This is a genomic window from Caldimonas sp. KR1-144 (assembly GCF_049446155.1).
GTDB lineage: Bacteria > Pseudomonadota > Gammaproteobacteria > Burkholderiales > Burkholderiaceae_C > Rivibacter.
In genome coordinates this window covers 1-6,718 of record NZ_JBMSEE010000014.1, presented here as the reverse complement: position 1 = coordinate 6,718, position 6,718 = coordinate 1, and the positions used below count along the sequence as shown (strand labels likewise).

6 protein-coding genes and 1 pseudogene are annotated in these 6,718 nt (G+C 72.1%); 3 read left to right on the top strand and 4 right to left on the bottom strand.

Annotated elements, in window-relative coordinates; translation table 11 throughout:
- The coding region (locus tag ACO2TI_RS22955; RefSeq protein ID WP_423287859.1) for an EAL domain-containing protein at window positions 1-409 on the top strand (409 nt) is incomplete at its 5' end.
- Here the strand turns inward: ACO2TI_RS22955 and ACO2TI_RS22950 are convergent.
- A complete protein-coding gene (locus ACO2TI_RS22950; RefSeq protein WP_423287857.1) occupies window positions 410-1,651 on the bottom strand; it encodes a DEAD/DEAH box helicase in 1,242 nt (413 codons plus the stop codon).
- Entirely contained in the window at window positions 1,648-3,087 is a 1,440-nt protein-coding gene (gene dbpA / locus ACO2TI_RS22945) for an ATP-dependent RNA helicase DbpA (protein WP_423287855.1), read from the bottom strand. Before dbpA ends, ACO2TI_RS22950 begins: the two co-directional genes overlap by 4 nt.
- A 41-nt stretch (window positions 3,088-3,128) precedes the next feature.
- Here dbpA and ACO2TI_RS22940 point away from each other — a divergent pair, with 41 nt between their 5' ends.
- Window positions 3,129-4,673, top strand: a complete 1,545-nt coding sequence (locus tag ACO2TI_RS22940; protein WP_423287853.1) for a fumarylacetoacetate hydrolase family protein — start codon at window positions 3,129-3,131, stop codon at window positions 4,671-4,673.
- 58 nt (window positions 4,674-4,731) lie between these two features.
- Here the strand turns inward: ACO2TI_RS22940 and ACO2TI_RS22935 are convergent, their stop codons facing one another.
- Complete coding sequence (locus tag ACO2TI_RS22935; RefSeq protein ID WP_423287851.1) at window positions 4,732-5,385, bottom strand: glutathione S-transferase family protein; 654 nt, start codon at window positions 5,383-5,385, stop codon at window positions 4,732-4,734.
- A 107-nt stretch (window positions 5,386-5,492) separates the two neighbouring features.
- Here ACO2TI_RS22935 and ACO2TI_RS22930 point away from each other — a divergent pair, with 107 nt between their 5' ends.
- Complete coding sequence (locus ACO2TI_RS22930) at window positions 5,493-6,599, top strand: DUF2855 family protein (protein WP_423287849.1); 1,107 nt, start codon at window positions 5,493-5,495, stop codon at window positions 6,597-6,599.
- On the opposite strand, the pseudogene ACO2TI_RS22925 reads toward ACO2TI_RS22930, so the two are convergent.
- Window positions 6,596-6,718 (bottom strand): annotated as a pseudogene (locus ACO2TI_RS22925) (IS481 family transposase); the annotation flags it as partial. The gene ACO2TI_RS22930 and the pseudogene ACO2TI_RS22925 sit on opposite strands and share 4 nt — an antisense overlap.

Here is a 6,718-nt window from a genome sequence, read left to right as displayed (position 1 = left end):
CGAGCTCACCGAGCGCATGCTGATGGACGACCTGGGCGAGGTGCAGCGCCGCCTGCGCGAGATCAAGGCGCTGGGCGTGCAGATCGCGGTCGACGACTTCGGCACCGGCTACTCCTCGCTGGGCCATCTCAAGGAGCTGCCGATCGACAAGATCAAGATCGATCGCTCCTTCGTGCAGGATCTGCCGCACGACCGCGACGCGGTGGCGATCACGCAGGCCATCATCCAGCTCGCGCGCAGCCTGGGGCTGGCGGTCATCGCCGAGGGCGTCGAGAACGAGGCCCAGCAGCGCTTCCTCGCCGACCTCGGCTGCGACGAGTGGCAGGGCCTCATCGTCAGCGCGCCGCTGACCGCGCCGGCGCTCGAGGCCTGGGCGCGCAGCCAGCCGTCCATGGCGAAGTCGCTGTAGCTATTCGCGCGCCGCCGCCTCGCGCAGCTTGTCCTTCTTGCTCTTGCGCCGTCCCTTCACGCCGCCGCTACCGGCGCTCGCCGGCGCCGCGGTTTCCTTGGGTTCGAATCCGGCGATCCGCTCGCGCGCCACGCGCCGGCCCTGGCGCTTCTCGATGAGCCGGAAGTGCGCCTCGGTGGCGGCGCTGACGAAGCTCACCGCGAGGCCGCTGGCGCCGGCGCGTGCCGTGCGCCCGATGCGGTGCACGTAGTCCGCGGCCGAGCGCGGCAGGTCGTAGTTCACCACCACCGGCAACTGCACGATGTCGAGGCCGCGCGCGGCCACGTCGGTCGCCACCAGCACCCGCGAGCGTCCAGCCTTGAAGTCGGCCAGCGCTTGCGTGCGCGCCCCCTGGCTCAGGTCGCCGTGCAGCGCGCTCGCCTGCAGGCCCGCGCGCCGCAGCTTTTCGGCCACGTGCTCGCTCGCGTAGCGGGTCGCGACGAACACCAGCACCTGCGACCACTGGCCGGTGACGATCATGTGGCGAAGCAAGGGCGTGCGCTGCGCCGCGTCCACCTCGACCGCGTGCTGCTCGATGTCCGGCGCCTCGCCGGGCGTCGCGTCCGCCGCGACGCGAACCGGCTCGTGCAGCAGGCGCTGCGCGAGGGTCTGCACTGCCGGCGGGAACGTCGCTGAGAACAACAGGTTGCGGCGCCGCCGCGGCAGCTTGGCGAGCACGCGCGCCAGCTCGTCGGCGAAGCCGGCATCCAGCAGGCGGTCGGCCTCGTCGAGGACCAGCATCGCGACGCCGCCCAGGCCGAGCGCGTTGTGATCGACCAGGTCCAGCAGCCGGCCCGGCGTGGCCACCACCACCTCGGCGCCGCCGCGCAGTTCCATCATCTGCGGGTTGATGGAGACGCCGCCGAAGGCGACGACGACCTTGACCGGCCGAACCGCTGCGCTGGCCTGTGACAGCGAACGGATCGCTTCGCCCACCTGCGCAGCGAGCTCGCGCGTGGGGACGAGCACCAGCGCGCGCGTGCGACGCGGCGTCTCAGGCGCCAGGCTCTCCAGCCAGTGCAGCATCGGCAACGCGAAGGCGGCGGTCTTGCCCGAGCCGGTCTGCGCCGACGCCAGCACGTCGCGGCCGCGCAAGACGGCGGGGATCGCGGCGGCCTGGATCGCGGTGGGCGTCTCGTAGCCGCGCTCGCGCGCGGCGCGCACGAGGGCGGCAGACAGGCCCAGCGCCGCAAACCCGCTCACAGCCGGCGCACCTTCACCGACTTGCCCTTCACCTTGCCGGCGTTCAGCTTGTGCAGGGCCTGGTCGGCGATGCCGCGCTCCACAGCCACGTAGGTGGAGAACTCGTTGACGTTGATCTTGCCGATCTGCGCGGCCGCGAAGCCGTGGTCCTTGGTCAGCGCGCCCAGCACGTCGCCGGGGCGGATCTTCTCCTTGCGCCCGCCCAGGATCTGCAGCGTCACCATCGGCGCATGCAGCGGCTCGGCGCCGGCGGGCGGGACCAGCTCGCTCAAGGGATGCCAGACGCTCTCGCGGCCCTGCATCTCGTCGATGCGGCCCACGCGGCCCATCTCGTCGAGGCTGGCGAGGCTGAAGGCCCAGCCGGCCTCGTCGGCCCGGCCGGTGCGGCCCACGCGATGCGTGTGCACCTCGACGTCGGGCGTGATGTCGACGTTGATCACGGCCTCGAGCTGCGCGATGTCGAGCCCCCGCGCGGCGACGTCGGTGGCCACCAGCACGCTGCAGCTGCGGTTCGCGAACTGCACCAGCACCTGGTCGCGCTCGCGCTGTTCGAGATCGCCATGCAGTTCGAGCGCCGTGATGCCTTGCGCCTGCAGCACCGCCACCAGGTCGCGGCACTGCTGCTTGGTGTTGCAGAACGCCAGCGTGCTGACCGGGCGATAGTGATTCAGCAGCAGGCCGACGGCGTGCAGCCGCTCGCTCTCGGTCACCTCGTAGAAGCGCTGGCGGATCTTGGCGCTGTCGTGGCGCTCGGTCAGCTTGACCTCCTGCGGCTCGCGCATGAAGCGCCGCGCCATCGCCGTGACGCCTTCGGGGTAGGTGGCCGAGAACAGCAGCGTCTGGCGCTGCGCGGGACAGTGCTTCACGACGCTGGCGATGTCCTCCGCGAAGCCCATGTCGAGCATGCGATCGGCCTCGTCGAGCACCAGGGTGTTGAGCGCGTCGACCGCGAGCGTCTCGCGCGAGAGGTGGTCGAGGATGCGCCCGGGCGTGCCCACGACGATGTGCGCGCCGTGCGCCAGGCTCGCGATCTGCGGGCGCATCGTCGCGCCGCCGCACAGGCTGAGGATCTTGATGTTGTCTTCGGCGCGCGCGAGGCGGCGCAGCTCCTGCGTGACCTGCTCGGCCAGTTCGCGCGTGGGGCACAGCACCAGCGCCTGCACGGCGAAGCGGCGCGGGTTCAGGTTGGCGAGCAGCGGCAGCGCGAACGCGGCCGTCTTGCCGCTGCCGGTCTTGGCCTGTGCGATCAGGTCCTTGCCGGCCAGGGCCAGCGGCAGGCTGGCGGCCTGGATCGGCGTCATGCGCTCGTAGCCCAGTTGCGCCAGGTTGGCCAGCGTGGCCGGGGGCAGCGGCAGGCTGCTGAAGGGGGCGCCGGCGGTCGTTTCAGCCGTTACGTCGGGTGTTACGCCGGGTGCGCTCGAAGAAGGTGTGCTCATACGCGATTATCGGGACAGGCCCCAACCCCCGCGGAGGCGTGATGCTGCCCGACCTCGAGACCCGCAGCGACGGCGAGATCGTCGCCGAGAACCTGCACGCCGTGCAGGCGATCTATTTCGCCTACCAGCTGGAGTCGATGCGCGCGTTCGACGTCGCCGACCGCCTCGCCGAGCTGTTTCGCAGCGGCCAGTTGCCGATCGGCCGCAGCCGTGCGGGGCAACTGCTGCAGCGCTTCAGCAGCAGCGAGCGCCTCTCGCAAGGCGAACGCCGCGCGCTTTACGCCCGCGCGCTCGGCGTGCCCGCCGCCGAGCCGGTCGATGGCCCGCCGAACCGCGAGTTCGCCGCGCTGTGGCGTCGCTTCGCGGCCCGTGCGGCAGCGCACGACCGGCATCAGGACGCGGGGCTTGCACAGGCCGCGCGCGCACTGGCCGCCAATGCCTCGCGACATGGCGCCGGCTTGCGCAGCGCGGTGGAGCGGCTCGCTCGCGATGCCAACGCGCTGCGCGACGTGCTCGAGTCGCCCGAGATTCGCCGGGCCTACGGCGCACGCGACATGTGGCAGGTGATCGAGCAGGTGGCCGCGCGCGAACTGGGCGGCGCGGCCGACGCACAGGACCGGCGCGCACGCGCGCTCGCCGGCAGCGCCGTGCTGCAGTGGCTGGCCGATCAGGCCGCCGCGCTGAACGACCTCGAGGCTGCCGACCTCGGCCGCGCGGTCGGCCAGTACATCGGCGAGACCGAGCGGCATCTGCAGGCCTTGTTCGACCGCGCGCGACATCTCGAGGCCCTGCTGCACTTCGACGAAGCCGACGCCCTGTTCGGCCAGCGCGCCGAGGCACAGGACCTCGCCACCGCGCGACTGCTGCGCGCGCGGCGAGACCACCGACCGCAGCCGGCGCCGCCGCTGGCCGACGCCGCGGCGGCCTATGCGGTCCAGGCGCAGGTGGCGCGCGCGCTCGACTGGTTCGGCGACGCCACGCCGCGCTACTGGAAATCGGGCGGCCCCTCGCGCGAGGCCGAGATCGCGCATGCGCCGCTGCCTCCGGCCGGCGTCTGGCCCAGCGGCATGCAGGCCGGCGACTGGCCGTTCACGCTGCGCGGCATCGAGGCCGAGGTGGCGCTGCGCCTGCGCGAGCCGGTCGACGCGGCGCGCGCGGCGGCGCTGGACCTCGACGCGACGCGCGCGCTCGTCGATTCGATGTGCGTGGCCATCGAGGTCGTCGATTCGCGCTGGCGCGAAGGCCTGCGGGCGCCGCCGCTGGCCAAGCTGGCCGACCTCTCGTGCCACGGCGCACTGGTGCTCGGACCGTGGACGCCGTTCGACGCCGCACGCGACTGGTCGGCCCAGGTCTGCCGCGTTCGCATCGGCGGTCAGGCTTCGCAGGTCTTCAAGGGCAGCCACTCGCTGGCCGATCCGGCCTTCGTGCTGCCGGCCTGGCTGCGTCACGCCACCCGCAACGGCGCCGTGCTCGCGGCCGGCAGCGTGGTCACCACCGGCACCTGGTGCGGGCTGCTGATGGCCGAGGCGGGCGACGAGGTGAGCGTCGAGTTCGAGGGCATCGGCGCGGCGCGCCTGAAACTGTAGGGCCCCCACGCTTGCGGCTGCGCCGCCGCGCTGCCCCCGAAAAGGGCTGGCCGGCCCGCTAGGCGGGCCAGTGCGCGTCGAACACCGGCTTGAAACTCGGATGCTGCTCGACGCGCTGCAGCAGCGCAAAGAACGTCGGCCGCGACGACTTCAGGTGCGCTCGCGCGCCCGACCACTTGCTGACCACGCAGGCCAGCAGGTCCAGCGCGCCGGGCCTATCGTCGCCGCCGAGCCAGCCGCCGGCCGACGGCGGCGTGGTGTCCGCGAACACGTCCCACAGGCCATGCAGGCACTTGCGCGCGACGGCGATCGTGCGCTTTCGCGCGGCCTCGTCGGGCACGTCGCAGAAACGCTCGGGGTAGTCGATCAGGCCAATCGCCGCATAGCAGTTGGCCGCGACGTAGACCAGGCCACGGATCGCGCGGGCGCGCGCGGAAGGCTGCTGCGGCAGCAGGCCGGCGTGCGGGTGCTCGAGCCCCAGGTGGATCAGGATCGCGGCGCTTTCCGTCAGCACGGTGCCGTCGGGCAGCACGAGCGTCGGGATCTGGCCGAGTGGATTGACGCGCCGCAGCTCGTCGAATCCCGGGCCAGGCTCCCACGAAGACGCGTTCACCTGCCGCCACGGCACCCCGCAGGCCACCAGCGCCGCCTCGATGGCCGCGGAGCCCGAGCCCCTGGAGCCGTAGAGCGTGTAGCCGTCGTTCATCTTCATGCGCGATGTCTCCGATGCGGCACGCGCCGCAGGACGAGTTTCGTACAGTCTTCGCGCAGGCTTCGCGACGGCGCCTCGCCGCTGCCTGCACTCTTCGGGGAACCGCCATGACCGCCGACACCCTCGCCGTGACGCGCCTGCTCACGCACAAGCAGTCCCTCGCCGAAAGCCGGCTCGACACGGTGCCGCTCCCGGCCGCCGCCGAGCCCGGCGAGGTAGTGCTGCGGCTCGACCGCTTCGCGCTCACCACCAACAACATCACCTACGCGGCCTTCGGCGAGGCGATGCAGTACTGGCAGTTCTTTCCCACCGGCCTGGCCGACTGGGGCCACATGCCGGTGTGGGGCTTTGCCGACGTGCTGTCCTCCGGCGTCGAGGGCGTCGCGGCAGGCGAGCGCTTCTACGGCTACTTCCCGATCGCCAGCCACGTTCGCATGCAGCCGCAGCGCGTGACGCCGCGCGGCTTCTACGACGGCTCGCCGCACCGCCAGGCGCTCGTCTCGGCCTACAACCAGTACACGCGCTGCAGCGCGGACGCCGCCTACGACCCGGCGCACGAGGATCTCCAGGCCCTGCTGCGCCCGCTCTACATCACCTCGTTCATGCTGGCCGACTACCTGGCCGACAACGGCTTCTTCGGCGCGACCCGGCTGCTGTTCTCGAGCGCATCGAGCAAGACCGCCTACGGCTGCGCGTTCGAGCTGCGTGAGCAGCCCGGCATCGAGCGCGTGGCGCTCACCGGCGCGCGCAACGCCGGCTTCGTGGCGCGCCTGGGCCTGTACGACCGCGTACTCGACTACGCCGAGCTCGCGCAGATCGCGCCCGATCGGCCCACGCTCTACGTCGACTTCTCGGGCGACCCGGCGCTGCGCGCGCGCGTGCACGAGCACTTCGGCGCCGCGCTGGCGCACGACTGCTTTGTCGGCTCGTCGCACCACACCCGGTTTCTTCAGGACGCCGAGCTGCCGGGACCGAAGCCGGTCTTCTTCTTCGCGCCGATGCAGATCAGGAAGCGCAACGCCGACTGGGGCCCGGCCGGCTTCAACGAGCGCTTCACCGTGGCGCAGCAGCGCTTCTACGCGCGCGCGGTCGATGCGAGCGATCCGTGGATCGCGGTCGTCGAACACCGCGGCTTCGACGCCGCGCGCCAGGTGATCGCGGCGCTGTGCGCCGGCACGCTCGATGCGCAGCAGGGCCAGGTGATCGTTCTCTAGATGTGAGCTGTCAAGACGTTGTGTCGAGGCCCCGGTAGTCGAGAGGCTGGAGCGACGCGGCCGATGCCGCGGTGGGGGCGGTGCCAGTTGTAGTGGTGCTGCCAGCTGTGGAGGGCCTG

What these genes read in the sequence shown, in the direction of transcription:
- ACO2TI_RS22935 (WP_423287851.1), bottom strand. Translation starts at nt 5,385, where the DNA reads ATGAAGATGAACGACGGCTACACGCTCTACGGCTCCAGGGGCTCGGGC.
- ACO2TI_RS22940 (WP_423287853.1), top strand. Translation starts at nt 3,129, where the DNA reads ATGCTGCCCGACCTCGAGACCCGCAGCGACGGCGAGATCGTCGCCGAG.
- ACO2TI_RS22930 (WP_423287849.1), top strand. Translation starts at nt 5,493, where the DNA reads ATGACCGCCGACACCCTCGCCGTGACGCGCCTGCTCACGCACAAGCAG.
- dbpA (WP_423287855.1), bottom strand. Translation starts at nt 3,087, where the DNA reads ATGAGCACACCTTCTTCGAGCGCACCCGGCGTAACACCCGACGTAACG.